At 45.0% G+C, this 15,017-nt stretch carries 9 protein-coding genes and 1 pseudogene; 7 read left to right on the top strand and 3 right to left on the bottom strand.

Annotated elements, in window-relative coordinates; genetic code table 11:
* The first annotated feature begins 180 nt into the window (after positions 1-180).
* The 4 genes and pseudogenes from alaS (at position 181) to FQ084_RS06255 (ending at position 5,570) form a co-directional block, all read left to right on the top strand.
* The gene (gene alaS / locus FQ084_RS06270) at positions 181-2,853 is read left to right on the top strand and encodes an alanine--tRNA ligase (protein WP_149489787.1); all 2,673 of its coding nucleotides are present in this window, start codon (positions 181-183) and stop codon (positions 2,851-2,853) included.
* Between the two features lie 324 nt (positions 2,854-3,177).
* Entirely contained in the window at positions 3,178-4,464 is a 1,287-nt protein-coding gene (locus FQ084_RS06265; protein WP_149489786.1) for an aspartate kinase, read from the top strand.
* A 394-nt stretch (positions 4,465-4,858) separates the two neighbouring features.
* Positions 4,859-5,026: pseudogene (csrA, locus tag FQ084_RS06260) on the top strand (carbon storage regulator CsrA); the annotation flags it as partial.
* A gap of 169 nt (positions 5,027-5,195) precedes the next feature.
* Positions 5,196-5,570 (top strand): HopJ type III effector protein, encoded by a 375-nt coding sequence (locus FQ084_RS06255; RefSeq protein WP_149489785.1) that lies wholly within the window; start codon positions 5,196-5,198, stop codon positions 5,568-5,570.
* Between the two features lie 103 nt (positions 5,571-5,673).
* Here FQ084_RS06255 and FQ084_RS06250 read toward each other — a convergent pair whose 3' ends face one another.
* Positions 5,674-5,985, bottom strand: coding sequence for a YeaC family protein (locus FQ084_RS06250; protein ID WP_149489784.1), 312 nt, complete (start codon positions 5,983-5,985; stop codon positions 5,674-5,676).
* A gap of 69 nt (positions 5,986-6,054) precedes the next feature.
* Positions 6,055-7,056, bottom strand: a complete 1,002-nt coding sequence (locus FQ084_RS06245; protein WP_149489783.1) for an NAD(+) kinase — start codon at positions 7,054-7,056, stop codon at positions 6,055-6,057.
* A gap of 318 nt (positions 7,057-7,374) precedes the next feature.
* Between FQ084_RS06245 and FQ084_RS06240 the strand changes: the two genes are divergently transcribed.
* Entirely contained in the window at positions 7,375-8,097 is a 723-nt protein-coding gene (locus FQ084_RS06240; protein WP_149489782.1) for a Bax inhibitor-1/YccA family protein, read from the top strand.
* A gap of 98 nt (positions 8,098-8,195) precedes the next feature.
* Here the strand turns inward: FQ084_RS06240 and FQ084_RS06235 are convergent, their stop codons facing one another.
* The gene (locus tag FQ084_RS06235; protein WP_149489781.1) at positions 8,196-11,024 is read right to left on the bottom strand and encodes a heavy metal translocating P-type ATPase; all 2,829 of its coding nucleotides are present in this window, start codon (positions 11,022-11,024) and stop codon (positions 8,196-8,198) included.
* 608 nt (positions 11,025-11,632) lie between these two features.
* Here FQ084_RS06235 and mrcB point away from each other — a divergent pair.
* Together mrcB and FQ084_RS06225 are read left to right on the top strand one after the other, a co-directional pair.
* On the top strand, positions 11,633-14,122 hold the full coding sequence (gene mrcB, locus FQ084_RS06230; RefSeq protein ID WP_149489780.1) for a penicillin-binding protein 1B: 2,490 nt from the start codon (positions 11,633-11,635) through the stop codon (positions 14,120-14,122).
* 31 nt (positions 14,123-14,153) lie between these two features.
* Complete coding sequence (locus FQ084_RS06225; protein WP_149489779.1) at positions 14,154-14,966, top strand: tetratricopeptide repeat protein; 813 nt, start codon at positions 14,154-14,156, stop codon at positions 14,964-14,966.
* Positions 14,967-15,017: the final 51 nt, after the last annotated feature.

The raw sequence follows: 15,017 nt of genomic DNA, 5'->3' as shown, positions 1-15,017 counted from the left end.
CATATCGTTTAAAAAGTAGCAGGCACTCAATGCAAGCGCCTGCTTCATAAAAGAAGTTAAGCCGTATTTACCGTGCGTTTGCTTATGAATCTTCAACACCCTTGGTACGTTTGTGCTAAAATCGCTTGCAAAATTATTTTACTTATTCTACTCAATACCATCCGTCAGTAAGGAGCCGCTGTGAGCCAGCCATTTCGCTCAGCCGATATTCGTCAAGCTTTTATCGATTTTTTCATAAGCAAGCAGCACACCCCCGTCGCCTCGTCGAGCTTGATTCCCTATAATGACCCGACATTGCTATTTACCAATGCCGGTATGAATCAGTTTAAAGAGACCTTTTTGGGCATGGAGCCGCGTGATTATACCCGTGCGGTGACTTCGCAAAAATGCGTACGTGCTGGCGGTAAACATAATGATTTGGACAATGTCGGCTACACAGCGCGCCATCATACGTTCTTTGAGATGCTTGGTAACTTCTCTTTTGGTGATTATTTTAAGCAAGCTGGTATTGCTTATATTTGGGAATTTCTAACCTCAGATGAATGGCTAGCAATCGATAAAGAGCGCTTGTATGTGACCATTTATGCAACCGATGATGAAGCCTTTGATATTTGGCATAAAGACATCGGCATTCCTAGTGAGCGCATTATCCGTATCGGTGATAATAAAGGCGCGCCTTACGCATCAGACAACTTTTGGACGATGGGCGATACCGGTCCTTGTGGTCCTTGTACCGAAGTGTTTTATGATCACGGCGCTCATATCGAAGGTGGTCTGCCGGGTACGCCAGAAGAAGACGGTGACCGTTATATCGAGATTTGGAACTGCGTCTTTATGCAGTTTAACCGTCAAAAAGATGGCACCATGTTACCGCTACCAGCACCAAGTGTTGATACCGGCATGGGGCTTGAGCGTATCAGTGCCATTATGCAGGGCGTGCACGGCAACTATGAGATAGATTTATTCGTCCATCTAATGGATGCTGCTGCAGATATTTTAGGCATTGAAAATCAGCAACAGTCGTCATTAAAAGTCATCGCCGACCATATCCGTGCCGTAGCATTTCTAATTGCTGATGGCGTTACCCCAAGTAATGAAGGCCGTGGTTATGTACTACGCCGCGTCATTCGTCGTGCCGTTCGTCATGGCAACAAGCTTGGCGCTGACAGTGATTTCTTTTATAAAATGGTCGCGCCCTTGGTCGCTGAGATGGGCACCGCTTATCCAGAGCTAAAAGACAAACAAAGCATCATCGAAAACGCCATTCAAAAAGAAGAAGCCCAGTTTGCCAAAACCTTAGCGCAAGGTTTACGTTTACTTGCCAGCGAGCTTGAAGGCTTGCAAGATGGTGATACTCTTTCTGGAGAAGCGGCATTTAAACTGTATGATACTTACGGCTTCCCACTTGATTTGACCGCTGACATCACCCGTGAGCGCGGCATTGTGATTGATGAAGCTGAGTTTGATGAACATATGCAAGCACAGCGTGAACGTGCGCGTGATGCTGGCAAATTCGATGTCGATTACAGTAGCGTTATTCAAGTAGAAAACCCAACCACCTTTATCGGTTATGAGCAGCTCGAAGAAGACGGCGTGACCATTCATGCGCTTTATCAAGACGGCAATCCAGCCGATAGCTTAAGCGAAGGCATGGAAGGCGTCGTTGTCCTTGATCGTACGCCGTTTTATGCTGAAGGCGGTGGTCAAGTTGGTGAGCTGGGTGAAATTCGCACCGCGACCGGCGTCTTTGAAGTGCAAGATACCAAAAAATCAGGGCAAGCCATTATCCATTATGGCGTGGTAACTATGGGCGAAATTAACGCCCAGCAAACGGCTGATGCACAAGTCTTATCAAGCATTCGTGCGGCTAGTGCCAAAAACCACTCGGCCACGCATCTATTGCATGCTGCATTAAGAGAAGTATTAGGCGCGGAAGTGTCGCAAAAAGGCTCGCTAGTATCAAGCGACGTCTTACGTTTTGACTTCTCGTATGACAAACCCGTTAGTGCCGCTGAAATTAGCCGTATTGAACGTCTGGTTAATGAGCAAATCCAAGCAAACACTCCTACCCGTATCGAGCACATGTCTATCGATGAGGCCATGAAACAAGGTGCCATGGCATTGTTCGGTGAAAAATACGGTAATGACGTTCGTGTCCTAACCATGGGTACCGATACCATTGTCGATGGTCAACGTAAGCCTTTCTCTATTGAGCTATGCGGCGGTCTACACGTACAGCGTACTGGTGATATTGGGGTGTTAAAAATCACCAGCGAGTCAGGTATTGCGGCGGGTATCCGTCGTATTGAAGCCGTCACAGGTATGAATGCCATTAAAAACATTCAGCAAAGTGAGCAGCAACTGAGTGAGCTTGCCAGTCAACTAAAAGTAAAACGTCCTGAAGTGGCGCAGCGTGTGCGTACCATGGCAGATAAGCAGCGCGATTTGGAAAAACAGCTAGAGCGTTTAGAGCAAAAAATCGCCAGTGCCCAAGCCGCAAACTTGCTCGATGACGTTCAGACCATCGCCGGTACGCCAGTACTTATCAGCACCTTAAGCGGCGTTGATGGTAAATCAATCCGTACGCTGATGGATGATGTTAAATCTAAACTGCCATACAGTGTTATTGTGTTGATTGGTGATAAAGATGGGCAGTTGGCACTGGCTGCAAGCGTCGATAAATCTGTGACAGATCGCGTCAAAGCGGGCGACATCATTCGTCATTTGGCAGGCGAGCTAGGTGGTAAAGGTGGCGGAAAGCCTGACTATGCTCAAGGCGGTGCGCCAAAAGCTGCCAATACCAGTGCGGTTATCAATGCGCTGCCTGCTTGGATTGCAGAGCAGCTTGGTTAGCCATGAAGCTAAAGGATAATACGCGATTGGTTATAATGGTTATAACCAATCGCCATATATCTAATGCTTGTTGGCACTTAAAGTTATCACACTAATATGGTATAAAGTACCACGCTTAAACGACTGTCAGCATATGAAGTCTCTAGCATAATCGAAGATTAAAACATCAGAGATGTAAATACAGGGCGCATTTTTATAATCCGGCTCTATCGTTATTAAAATTAATCTCACACTGAATTTGTAAATTGAATTTATAAATAGTGGCATGACGGATTGATGTCGATAATTAACAGATGGCCATTAGTGAATAATAGGTAGATTTTTATGGCGTTAATAGTACAGAAATACGGCGGCACCTCGATGGGCAGTATCGACCGCATCAAAAATGTCGCCAAACGAGTCAAACGCTGGCATGACAATGGTCATCAAGTGATCGTGGTGGTGTCTGCCATGAGCGGCGAAACCAACCGTTTGATCGATTTAGCGCGCCAAATCAGCAGCCAGCCTGACCCACGCGAATATGACCAAATGGTCTCAACGGGCGAACAGGTTTCTATCTCTTTACTTGCGATGGCGATTAAAGAGCTGGGTATTGGCGCACGTTCATTTACGGGTCGTCAGGTCGCCATTAAAACCGATAGCGCCCACAATAAAGCGCGTATCGAGAGCATCGATGACAAAAACATCCGTGAGCAACTAGATGCCGGTAACGTCGTTATCGTCGCAGGTTTCCAAGGTATCGATGAAGAAGGCAATGCGACGACCTTAGGACGCGGCGGCTCGGATACTACTGGTGTGGCCATTGCTGCAGCGCTAGGCGCTGATGAATGCCAAATCTATACCGATGTCGATGGCGTCTATACCACTGACCCACGCGTGACCTCAAAAGCCAAAAAACTTGAAAAAATTACCTTTGAAGAAATGCTGGAGATGGCAAGCCTTGGCTCTAAGATTTTACAAATTCGCTCAGTAGAATTTGCTGGCAAATACGGCGTACCACTGCGCGTACTATCTAGCTTTGATGAAAACAACGATGGTAGCTTCGACCAAGACTTTCAAGACAATGTCGGCACCCTAATTACGATAGACGAAGGAGACAATATGGAACAGGCAATCATCTCAGGTATCGCTTTTAATCGCGACGAAGCAAAGATCGTAGTACGCGGTGTACCTGATCACCCTGGTATCGCCTCTGCCATCCTAAGCCCTATCGGTCGCGCCAATATCGAAATCGATATGATCGTACAAAACTTATCGACCAATGGCACTACAGACTTTACCTTTACCGTCAACCGTTCTGACATGGATAAAACCATGAAAGTGCTAGAAAACGAAGTTAAAGATGAGATCGGCGCTAAAGAGATATTGGCTAACAACGAAGTCGTCAAAGTCTCATTAGTTGGCGTTGGCATGCGCTCGCACGCCGGTGTTGCTAGCCTTATGTTCCAAACGTTGGCAGAAAATAATATCAATATCCAAATGATATCGACTAGTGAAATCAAAGTATCGGTTCTTATCCAAGAACAGCATTTAGAAAAAGCGGTTAAATCTCTACATACTGCTTTTGGGCTTGACCGTGAAGACGGTGACAGCAAAATTGCTGGGCTATAATATTTAATGGCAAGCGTTTATACATTATAAACGTTAGCGCATTAATAAAACCTCAAGCTGGTTTTATAGTTATTAAGCAATAGCGATTGATTATTTTTAGCAAAATTTTAATTAAATAGAGTCTTTTTAGGCTCTATTTTCTTTTATTACTATTGCTCAGGTAAGTATATACCTAATAGTTTTGTGAAAACCCGTGACAGTATCTGTTATGCCCCCTATAATGGGGCTTTCATTTGGGCTAAATGAATCTACCTATCATTACCGCTATTGGCACAACCTTAAGCATTGTTTTTATAATAAATACCTTGCCTATTTAGTGCTGCGGTGATGTCCTGTAATTGAGACGCAATCTGATGAGTAATAATCTGTTGATGCGACATAAGGAGTGTGACGCATGTTAATTTTGACACGCCGCGTGGGCGAAACGCTAATGATTGGCGACGAGGTCAGTGTGACTGTCCTAGGTGTCAAAGGCAATCAAGTACGAATTGGTGTGAATGCACCAAAAGATATTGCCGTACACCGCGAAGAGATTTATCAGCGTATTCAGCATGAGCGCACGGTACAATCGCAAATGCAACATCTTGAACAAGGTAGTTTTGCGCCTTCATTCGATGACGAAGACTATTTCAATCGCTAAGTTGTTGCTTACTATCTAACTATCAATAATCATTGAGCATAAATTAAGCACCCTATTTTTGCTTTTTAATCTGCTCTGAGGTCATGTATTTATGAGTATTCGCCAATCAGATGTATCGGCTCTACTTAATGGTTTGAACAAAAAAGCCATTGGATTCAATGATGTCATCAGCTTTATTGATGATTTTTATCGTTATGCACCCGCGCCTTTTGTGAATGGCATGCAGCATAATGCGGCTGGCGAAAACGAAGGCAGCGCTAAGATTTTTGGCTTTGCTAAGCACCATGGCTTAAATCAATTAGACACCCTAAAGCTGTTCGGTGAGCATTATGCTAAGGTTCAAGCGACCCCTAAGGGTACGGACCATGCCAATATCCGTAACTTTTTACATTGGGGTTGGCAAGGGTTTTTGATGGAAAAAAATCCATTAACGCCACGTCCAAGTGTCGATACCAGCGCGCTATAGTGATGTGGCAATGCAATATTGATACATAAAAAAGCCACGCTATAATGATAGCGTGGCTTTTTCTATGTATCAATATTTTTTATTATAAAATTTAATCATCAACTTACTTATCGCGGAATTTAACAGGCTGGACCGCCCCTTTAGGATTGGGCATATTAGGGTAGTGATGTTCATGTTCGACATCACACTCAGCACCCACAATAGAGCCATCGTCTTTTACGGGTTTATGAATATAACCGGTACGCTCAGCTGGCGGTAGATGCTCGTGCTCCCAAACCATCACTGCTTGCATACAAGTTTCGCGCTGCTCAGGCGTGAGCTTACGACCATCTGGCCATTTACCTATCTCAATCGCTAAACGGAATTTATCGACCACTTCTGGTGTGACACTTGCTAATATCGTTTGTTTGTCCATCTTACCTACTCTCCACTACTATATTTTATATAAAATCGTTATCTAATAGGCTTTATATAATCGATGCCCTTATTCTTCTATAATATCATCATCAACATCCATACTGAATTCTTCGGCATGCACGTTCCAGTGTAACTTGGTTCGGCAGGCCTCATAAAAATCAAACCCAGGTGGATGTAACAAGGTTAACTTATCAGGATGCTTGCGAATATAAAGGCGTTGCTCTTGGTCAAGCGGTATGCTGGGCTTGCCATCGGCGCTCACCTGCGGTTGAGTGCGATTGTCCTTATGAATACGAATACAGATCTCGCTCGTACCGCTGACCACAATCGGTCGACTAGACAAGGTATGCGGATGCATGGGCACCAAACAGATCGCATCCATACTTGGATGAATGATAGGACCACCGCCAGAGAGCGCATAAGCAGTCGAACCCGTTGGTGTCGCCACAATGAGACCATCACTATGCTGACGATAGACATCATGGCCGTCGATTTTCATCTGAAAATCAATCATATGCACTGATTTACCGGCATGCAGCACCACATCGTTGAGCGCCATATCTTCGTGGATAATCTTGCGGCCTTCACGAATCTCCATGGTGAGCAAAAACCTGTGATCTAACTGATAATTACCCATCAATACTTGGCGTAACTTAAAGGCGGCTTCATCAGGCTTCACATCGGCTAAAAATCCCAGACGACCACGGTTGACGCCTAAAACAGGCACTCGATAGCGCGCCAGTGCCTCAGCGGCATGCAAGATTGAGCCATCACCACCGACGACAATGACCAAGTCACAAATCTCGCCAATCAAGCTACGCTTGACGATTTTGACTACCTCAATCTCAGTAAGATTTAATGTCGGTAAATTGGCCGTTTGCACATCCATAATCAATGTTAAATTCATATCATTGATGGTTTGGGCAATCTGCACCAAAGTTTGGGTGACGCTACGTTTTCCCGCACGGCCCATCAGACCAATACGCCTGAAAGCAGGATTTTTGATAGCGTGGAACAGCTCTGATTCATGTAAATGCGGCAATCGTGCGGACTGCGCTGAGTTTTCCATAAAACGACTCGGCTTAACGGTAAATTACAGGGCAATGATAACGAGAAATCAGTGCTTAGACTAGCATGTTTATCAATTTTCGTTGTTAACTGTCGTAATTGGCCCCATATAACTTCTATCATACGCCACTTTTAGGCGAGTTTGTTTAGCTACCACTGACGCAAATTACGCAAACTTTTTCTATGCATATTGGTTCATAAGTGGCGCAATAGTCGCTGAGAGCCTTGTATGCTGTCACGCAAACACAGTTGACAATAATAGCGGTTTTGCTAAAGTAGCTAACATCTAAATTATTTATATTTTATTGAGGATATTTTTATGGCCAATCCTATTGTCAGTCGCGCAGAGCTTGCTATTGGCGGCGCGCCAATGACGGTGAAGGGCGTGATTCAAAAAACTAGTTTATTGCTTGGGCTATCGGCCATTACTGGTATTGGATTTTTCTTTTATGCCTTGATGGCAGGCTTATCGCAAGGTTTTATCACCATGGCAGCTTTTGGTAGTATGTTTGCTGCCTTCGGTTTAGCTATTTTTATCACCTTTAAACCGCAAAAAGCCAAAACCTTTGCGGTGCCTTATGCCTTATTGGAAGGTATATTTTTAGGCGGCATCTCGCTATTCTTTATGCGCATGTACCCAAGCGTTCCTGTCACTGCGATGTGTGCGACCTTTGTCACGGCAGCCGTGATGCTAGGACTATACCGCTCAGGTTTGGTTAAAGTGACTGAAAAATTCCGCTCGATTGTTACTTCAGCATTGATTGCTATCATGCTGGTTTATGTGGCGCAGTGGGTGCTATCTTTAGCTTTTGGTTCAAGCCTACCTTTCTTATTTGAAGGTGGCGCTATCGCTATCGGCTTTAGCTTATTTGTGATTGTTATCGCGTCTTTTACCCTGTTGTTAGACTTTGATAACATCGATCGTGGCGTAGCGATGGGCGTGTCAGAAGACTACGAATGGTTGTTTAGTATTGGTATCCTTGCCACACTGGTGTGGATGTATATCGAATTCATGCGTTTGCTAAGCTATCTACAAGACTAACTTAAAAAACGTTTAGCAATCAGTCAAAATAAAAACCGTCTTTTATAGAGACGGTTTTTTTTGGGCAATTTTCAAAGATATATTCAAATGGCTTTAAACTAGCCACGTTTTAGGCGCAGCGCATTTAATACCACAAACAATGAGCTCAATGACATACCAATAGCAGCAAGCCAAGGTGGCACGTAGCCTAAAGCTGCAGGTATCAACACACTACTGTTATAGATGAGTGCCCAGCGCAAGTTTTGCTTAATAATACGTTTGGTTTTATCAGCGATACGTTTCGCCGCAGTAATAGCTTCAATCTGTCCATTTAGGATGATACTGTCACTCGATACTTGCGCCAAATCTGCTGCGCCCGCTATCGATGTTGAAACATCGGCTGCTGCCAATACCGGCGCATCATTAATACCATCACCGACCATCAGCACGACTGCGCCTTTGGCTTGCAGCGCCTGAATATGATTGACTTTATCGGTGGGTGACAAGCCGTTATAGGCTGCCTTTATCCCTAAATCCTCAGCCAGCACCAGTGCTTGCGGACTTGGATCTCCTGTGAGCATCACAGGCTCAATACCGAGCTCTTTTAGGGCGTTAAGCATAGACGGCGCACTATCACGCACCTTATCGTTAAAGTAAAAACAGGCCAGCGCTTGCCATGCATTTGACTGACTATTTTGACGAGACAATACCACCGCTGAGCTGGCACGATGAGCAATTAAATCAATCGTTAAATCGTTATCCGCATTGGCATTATTATTCGTTCTATCTAAAGCAAAATCTACATGGCCAATGCGATATAACATGCCATCAATCATCGCTTCCACCCCTCCTGCCGGATAATGCTTTAACGCTTGCGTGGCTGGCAGGTGCAATTGATAAGCAGCGGTAAGCAGCGCATGAGCAATCGGATGACGACTGCCTACTTCAAGCGCTGCGGCAATGGCTAATAGATGGTTTTTTTTATCACTAGCATCGTTTGTATCTGTTGTCGCATCATTGCTTGCCATTAGTTCGATATTTAATAAATTAGGCTTACCGTAAGTCAGCGTACCCGTCTTATCAAATGCTACATGGGTAATCTCAGCGAGGGTTTGTAAAGTGTGCCCACGCGTGGTCAAAAAGCCATAACTTGCCAGTCGATTGGTCGCCACCGTCAGCGCAATCGGTGTCGCTAAAGACAGCGCACAAGGACAAGTCGCTACCAATACCGCAACTGTCGCCCAAATCGCTTGGCTCGGGTCAACGATATACCAGCCGATAAATACCAAGGCTGACAATACTAAAATCCGCGCCACAAACCAACGCGCCAGCTTATCCGCTTGCTGGGCCAGTTTCGGCTTCTCGCTCATGGCACGGTTCATTAGCCTGTCAATCAACCCTATTTGACTGTCTTCTGGCAATGCCGTCACTAACATCTCGAATGGCTGACTGTCATTTTGTGCGCCGCCAACGATATAATCGCCTTGGGCTTTAAGGATTAAGTCACCTTCGCCTGTTAACAAGCTTTGCGAAACGGTAGCGGTTGGGCTGAGCAGGATACCATCACTGATAATCTCAGAACCTGCCTCCACCATGATGATGTCACCCACCTGCAAGCTATGCGCAGTCACCATCTGCTTGTCTTTTGGCTTATTGTTTAGCGTATATTCCGTTTTTGAGAGACTCGTGGGCGTATTATTTGATTGCTGCCAGTCTTGGGCGACGCGTGATGTCAATTGCTGGATATTGACATCCATGCTTTGCATAAAGTCGGGCATCGATTTTGATACTATGCTTGTCTCATCAACCGCTAAATTACTATTTGGATTGGTAAATTGTTCAGATTCCTTATCAAGCGCAGTTTCCTTAAGCGCATTTTGCGCTAGCTGCTCCAAGATACGCTCAGCCGCATCTTTATCTTCAGCAATTTTTTGTACCAAGACAGGCTCGACTACCACCAAATCATTGGCCATGGTGGCTGCTTTTAAGCGCGCATTATGCTCAATATAGCGCCCAGCCAATAAGAAGAAAATAAACATACTGACTGAATCATAGTACGTCTCCCCTTGCCCAGTAATGGTGGCGTAAAGACTGGCAAAGAAAGTCACCACTAAGGCAATACTAACCGGCACATCCATATTGACTTGACGGGCACGAATCGCTGACCATGCTGAGGTAAAAAACGGAATACCTGCATAAAAGAACACCGGCGTACTCACAAACAAAGATACCCAACGCAAAAAATCACGCTGAAAAATCAGCATGTCGCTATATTCACCAAAATAAATCGCGACAGCATACATCATTGCCTGCATCGAGCCGAGCGCAGCGATACCAAGACGCAATAGCATCTGACTGTTATGACGTGCCAGCATGGCTTCGTGCGTATCTTGCCGATAAGGCTTGGCTTCGTAGCCAATCTCATTGATAACGCCCAAAATGCGACTAATCGGCAGCTTATCTTCGTCCCAAATTACCCGCATACGCTGATTGGTTAAATTGACCTGACATTGACTGATGCCATCTAACTCATCTAAACGCGATTCAATCAGCCACGTACAAGCGGCACAGCGCAGGTTATTCACCGACAGCTCGGCTACCGACATGCCATCTTGCGCATAGACAAACTGTGATTTTATCTCATCGTGATCATAAGCTTCGAGGCGAGTCAGCTGCGTGGGTAAGCTTGCCGTACGGTTAATCTCCGAGCGGTCGAGATAATATTGCTCAAGACCCGCTTCGACGATACTTTGCGAGGCCAACTGACAGCCCATACAGCACATCTCACGTGACTGACCCAATATCTCAGTATGAAACGGCGGCTGCGGCACAGGATCACCGCAATGAAAACAGTGACCAGCAAGCGGCAGCACCAGACCCTCAGTAATTGAGTTGTCTTGATAATAACGGTTGCTGGTTGATGGCATTGGTGAGGGAACACTGGACATAATCGCGCTTATTTCCTTTCGACAGGTTTACTTATGAGCGATGGGCTTTTAGTAAACTTGCTATGATCAAATAGAATCAATCCCTATGTAAAAAAGCTGTTTAACATGGTCTCTGTTTAACACCGCTAATATTTAATATTACTGCTTTTTGACACAGCTACTTTGCATAGAGATTGGCATGACTGGCACAAACAAAATACCTAATAAAAAAATCAACGGCTCCTTGATAGCATTGATAAAAAAGCATCCTGAAGCAAATGGTGGGGAAAGTATGATGTCACTGCTTTAAGTAGCATCAGTGGCAAATTACTGGCTTAGTGACTACTTTTAATAAGACTTATATGGTATCAACAAACCCTATTAAAAGTGCCCGATGCTCGAGTAAAACCCTATTAACATATACCCGAATATTAAGATAAACATTATACTATAAGCAGGCGCGGTAAGCAGCATAACCCTTCCTTTCACTCTCTCGCCCCCTCTAAACCACATGTAATAAATATCTAATAAACACTCAATGAATGCGTACGTTGACGATGATAGATTGAAAAATTTGTCAATTTGCGTCATTATGAGGCAGTTTTTTATCCTAGAATGGTGTGTTATCAGTGCAAAAATCTAATTCTAAGCAGCCACAGTCCTCTAAGCCTGCTATAAACACGCTACCTTCACAGCAGCGCGGCATGGTGTTTAGTAGTATTTTATTAATTGTCATTATCGCTGGTATGGTGCTATTAGCGCTATATCTGATCAAACTTGACCGCACTATTACCCATAAATTTGAGGGTAAACGCTGGGATATTCCTGCCAAAGTTTATTCGCAGCCTCTCGAGCTCTATCAAGGGGCTAACGTCGATAAAGACACGATGAAGACGTGGCTTAAGCTGCTCAATTATCAAAGCAATAAAGCTTACGATCGTACGGGTACGTATCATCAATCTGGTAACACCTACTTTATCCATACGCGCGGCTTTACTTATAGCGCCAATGATGTGGACAAAGAACAAGTCATTAAAATGACGATTGCTGGCAATAAGATTGAGTCGGTCCAAAGTACCCAACCGGCCAAAACCGGCATCATCCGTCTTGAGCCCGTTAATATCGGCGGCATTTATCCTGACAGTAACGAAGATCGTATGGTGGTGTCGCTAGATCAAGTGCCGCAGCCGCTGATTGACGCGCTCATCGCTACAGAAGATCGTGGTTTTTATGAGCATAAAGGCGTATCAATACGTGGTATTGCCCGTGCTGTATTAAACAACTTTACTGGCGGTTCTAGGCAAGGCGGCTCGACCATCACTCAGCAGCTGATTAAGAACTTTTATCTGAATTCAGACCGTACGATGAAACGTAAAGCCAATGAAGCTTTGATGGCGGTCTTACTTGAGCTGCATTATAGTAAAGATGAAATCCTGCAAACCTATCTCAATGAGATTTACTTGGGTCAAAATGGCAACCGCTCTATTAATGGTTTTGGTTTAGCATCGCAGTTTTACTTTGATAAACCACTCAAAGAGCTGCGTTTAGACCAACAAGCACTGCTGGTCGGTATGGCAAAAGGACCGAGCGTTTATAATCCACGCCGCCATCCAAACGACTCAAAAGCGCGTCGCAACACGGTACTTAATAATATGCTAGCCGTAGGTAAGATTAGCCAAGAAGAATATGACAAGGCTATCGAGAAGCCACTTGGTGTGGTGGATAAACCGGTTGAAGGGAAAAGCCAGTTCCCTGACTTCTTAGATATCGTCAAGCGCGAGCTGAACAAAGTATATTACTCTGATGACCTTAAAAACGAAGGTCTGATTATTATCAGTACCTTAGATCCTATTGCGCAGTTAGCAGCGGACAAAGCCGTCCAGATAAAACTCGGTGAGCTGCGCCGTAAAGGTAGCAAGACTAAGGATTTACAAGGCGCTTTAGTCAGTGCCAATCCTGAAACGGGCGAGCTGGTCTCAGTGGTCGGTAGTGGCAGTGAATTTACTGGCTTTAACCGTGCTGTCGACGCCAAACGACAAGTCGGTTCATTACTAAAACCTATTATCTATATGACGGCGCTTGAAAGCGGACGCTATAATTTGGCAAGCTCGGTTGATGATTCGCCGATTACGGTGAATCTCAGCGACGGTACTGAGTGGAATCCTAAAAACTACGACAATCGTGACCATGGTTATGTGCCATTTACCACTGCTTTGTCGCAATCTTATAATCATAGCGCGGTACGTTTGGGTATGGAATTTGGTGTTAACACTTTTGCCAAGCAGTTGCAGCGTATGGGTATCAAAGAGAAAATCCCGCCCTATCCTTCCGCTTTGTTAGGCTCAGTTAATCTTAGTCCGATGGATATGCTCGGCGTCTACCAAGTGTTTGCTACCGGTGGTTTCCGCACCCCTATTCATAGTATCCGTAGCGTGATTGATGATCGTGGGCGCATCTTACAGCGTACAGGGTTAAATACTCAGCGCAGTATCCCGCCTGAAACCAACTTTTTGATTAATTATGCTTTGCAAGATGTGGTCAAAAATGGCACTGCCAGACGCGTGCAATCCCTTGGCAACAACTTAAATCTTGCTGGTAAGACGGGTACCACCAACGATTACCGCGATGCTTGGTTCGCCGGCTACAGTGGTAACTATGTCAGCGTGGTTTGGGTCGGTCGTGATGACAATAAACCCATTGGTCTGAGCGGTGGTAGTGGTGCTTTACCAGTTTGGGTCGATTATATGAATCGTCTAAAACTGACGCCTGTAGCGCTACCAGAGCCCGAAGGTATTGAATGGTTGTGGCTAGAGAACAACTCAGGCAAGCTGTCTAATGAGCGCTGTGCCAACGCACGCTATCTGCCTGTTATGTCAGCACATCTACCAGAAGAAGCCAGCAGTTGCGCTATTGGCTTATATCAGCAAGATCGTGCCAGTGAGCAGATACAATGGCAAAATCAGCAAGGCTCTATCAATCAGCAGCGTCGCCGCGAAGGCTTAGACATTCCTAATGGCGAAGCCGTTGATATCAATAACGAAGAGAACAATGCTGGGCAAGAAGGTGAGTCAAGCAATCGTACTGATACTTGGTATGATCGTGCCGTTGAATGGTTCTAGGGTTTTGAAAACTTAAAAAAGGGGTTTAAATATGGCGTTATTTATACAGCAGACTATCACTGCCCAGCCTAAAGCACAGACTAAGTTTATTAATACTATCCTTACCGCAAGTGCCCTTATCGGCATGCTAAGTTTAAGTGCCTGCCAGACGGCGCCAACGGTGGTGAAAACCTCTCCTGCACAAACGTCATCATCAGTGATTAAACGGCCAACGGCGAAGCAACCAACGACAGCAACTCAGGCACCTATTGTTAAAAGCAATAACTACGAAAGTAATGGCTATGAATATCCTACTGAGCCTTATACGCCGCCTGAGCAAACCACGGCAACAAACCCGTTAACCGAAGCCACTACGATATATACGCCACCCACGCAAAGTCCGATTGTCTCTCAGCCTGATACTGTGATTATCACACCTGCTCGTGAAGATTACATGATATCTGAACCATCGATACCTCCACATAATGAGCTATTAGAGCGGGCGCGACAGAACTCACAGCAGCGTAGCCAGCAAAGCACGACCAATAACAGTAACTTACCTGCCTTTCGTAATTTGATGCAAGTAGGTACAGAGCAATTAAAAGCTGGCAATCTAAATGGCGCTGAAAGCAGTTTTACTCGTGCGCAGCGACTCGCACCCAAATCATCAGCAGTCTATTTTTATTTGGGACAAGTGGCTCTTAAGAAAAACCAACCACGTAAGGCTGAAGCAATGGCACGTCGTGGTTTAACTGTCTCTCAAGACAGCAGTCGCCGCCGTGCGCTGTGGCAAATTATTTTGCAATCAGGACAAGCGCAAGGCAACGCCCGCGTGATAAAGGAAGCTAAACAAGCGCTACGCTAAGCGTATCATGACTGTTATTAAGTCAATGATTATCGACTTGTCTGTTATTCA

Origin of the sequence: Psychrobacter sp. ANT_WB68 (assembly GCF_008369115.1) — a bacterium.
In the GTDB taxonomy this organism is placed as follows: Bacteria; Pseudomonadota; Gammaproteobacteria; order Pseudomonadales; family Moraxellaceae; genus Psychrobacter.
The sequence above is the reverse complement of the archived record's forward strand: the minus strand, read 5'-3'. Positions and strand labels throughout refer to the sequence as shown.

What these genes read in the sequence shown, in the direction of transcription:
- FQ084_RS06265 (WP_149489786.1), top strand. Translation starts at nt 3,178, where the DNA reads ATGGCGTTAATAGTACAGAAATACGGCGGCACCTCGATGGGCAGTATC.
- FQ084_RS06255 (WP_149489785.1), top strand. Translation starts at nt 5,196, where the DNA reads ATGAGTATTCGCCAATCAGATGTATCGGCTCTACTTAATGGTTTGAAC.
- FQ084_RS06250 (WP_149489784.1), bottom strand. Translation starts at nt 5,985, where the DNA reads ATGGACAAACAAACGATATTAGCAAGTGTCACACCAGAAGTGGTCGAT.
- FQ084_RS06245 (WP_149489783.1), bottom strand. Translation starts at nt 7,056, where the DNA reads ATGGAAAACTCAGCGCAGTCCGCACGATTGCCGCATTTACATGAATCA.
- FQ084_RS06240 (WP_149489782.1), top strand. Translation starts at nt 7,375, where the DNA reads ATGGCCAATCCTATTGTCAGTCGCGCAGAGCTTGCTATTGGCGGCGCG.
- FQ084_RS06235 (WP_149489781.1), bottom strand. Translation starts at nt 11,024, where the DNA reads ATGTCCAGTGTTCCCTCACCAATGCCATCAACCAGCAACCGTTATTAT.
- FQ084_RS06225 (WP_149489779.1), top strand. Translation starts at nt 14,154, where the DNA reads ATGGCGTTATTTATACAGCAGACTATCACTGCCCAGCCTAAAGCACAG.